We start from the raw sequence: 1,719 nt of genomic DNA, 5'->3' as shown, positions 1-1,719 counted from the left end.
GAGGCCGTTCGCCAAGGAGTGCAGGCGGTCATCGCCCGCAGGCCGAAGAACTATGAGAATTATCAGGACATTAAGATGATCCGCCTCCCGGGGATCTGAAGAAAGGCTGCATTATGAAAGAGACTTCGGGCCGTTCATGAAGGTGTCGTAGAGGTCCTCGCGCACCAGCACGCCGCCCATGGGCACGGTGCCGGAATTCACGCCCTTGGCGAAGGTGATCATGTCGGGCACCACGCCGTAGCGCTCGGCGGCAAACGCCGTGCCGAGGCGGCCGAAGCCCGAGATGACCTCGTCGAAGATGAGCAGGATGCCGTGCTTGTCGCAGATCTCGCGCAGGCGCTTGAGATAGCCCTTCGGCGGCGGCAGGACGCCGGTGGAGCCTGCCATCGGCTCGACGATCACGGCCGCGATGGTCGAGGCGTCGTGGAGAGCCACGATCCGCTCCAGCTCGTCGGCGAGATGCGCGCCCCATTCCGGCTCGCCCCGGGAGAAGGCCTGCTCGGCGCGGTTGTAGGTGTGGGGCAGGTGGTCGACGCCCGCCAGCAGCGAGCCGAAGAACTGGCGGTTCTTGACGATGCCGCCCACGGAGATGCCGCCGAAGCCGACACCGTGATAGCCGCGCTCGCGGCCGATGAGCCGCGTCTTGCTGCCCTGGCCCTTCACGTTCCAATAGGCGAGAGCGACCTTGAGGGCCGTGTCCACCGCCTCGGAGCCGGAGTTGCAGAAGAAGACGTGGTTCAAGTCGCCCGGCGCGAGCTGGGCGAGGCGCGAGGCGAGGGCGAAGCCGCCCGCATGGCCGAACTGGAAGGCGGGTGAGTAGTCGAGCTCCTGCGCCTGAGCCTGGATCGCCTGCGTGATCTCGTCCCGGTTATGGCCGGCATTGCAGCACCAGAGGCCGGCGGCGCCGTCGATCACCTCTCGACCGTCCGGGGTGTAGTAGTACATGCCCTTGGCGCGGGCGATCATCAGGGGGCGCTGCTTGAAGGAACGGTTGGCCGTGAACGGAAGCCACCAGGCATCCAGGTCGTTGGGTGCGATGAGGTCGTTGGCGGCTCTGGAGGTTTGGGCAGTCATTATGGTCCCCGAAAATAGCTGGCGGAAGGGAACCTAAAGCATCGGCCCCAAAAGTGGAATCCACTTTTGGGGCCGATGCTCCTTTCCTATCCAGGCGCCGGAAAAAAGAACTTCGGGCGAAGCCCTGGAGCCGGGCGCAGCCCTCGACTCATCCGGTCATGGCGCGGGCCTCATAGCCGGCCGCATCGAGGGCGCGCGCCACCTCGACGCTCTGCGCCGTGGTCGCGACATGGACGCGCCCATGCTCCAAATCCACCTCGACCCTGGCGCCCGGATCGAGACGCTGGATCGCCTTGGTGACTGAAGTGACACAACCCTGGCAGGTCATTCCATCGACCTGCATCAGCAGATCCTTGCGCGGCTCTTCCATCTGACATGTCCTTTCTTTTGCGCCGCTCTTCTTTTGCGCCGCTCTGTCCTGCGACGCCATGGGCGGGCAACGCAGGGCTGCGAAAAAATGTCCGTTGCGGGAATGCGAAACTTGCCCGGCGATTCGCCGTGATTCATTGTCTGTTAACTGTTTGGTGGCGGAACGTTGTTGGGATCGGGTGCGTTACGCCATTGAGGAGTACACTTGGCGCTTTGACGGCCTGCGACGCCGAGCTTCTCACCGCAGGAGGACGTGATGCACTCCCTTCATCCGCA

1 protein-coding gene and 1 pseudogene are annotated in these 1,719 nt (G+C 64.1%); both read right to left on the bottom strand.

The features are described from left to right. Window positions 1–123: 123 nt before the first annotated feature. A pseudogene (aptA, locus tag FS320_RS42860) lies at window positions 124–1,074 on the bottom strand (omega-aminotransferase AptA); the annotation flags it as partial. Window positions 1,075–1,222: 148 nt separating this feature from the next. Beyond that, a complete protein-coding gene (locus FS320_RS42855) occupies window positions 1,223–1,444 on the bottom strand; it encodes a heavy-metal-associated domain-containing protein (protein WP_152718581.1) in 222 nt (73 codons plus the stop codon). Window positions 1,445–1,719: the final 275 nt, after the last annotated feature.

Origin of the sequence: Microvirga tunisiensis, assembly GCF_009296175.1 — a bacterium.
Classification (GTDB): domain Bacteria; phylum Pseudomonadota; class Alphaproteobacteria; order Rhizobiales; family Beijerinckiaceae; genus Microvirga; species Microvirga tunisiensis.
The sequence above is the reverse complement of the archived record's forward strand: the minus strand, read 5'-3'. Positions and strand labels throughout refer to the sequence as shown.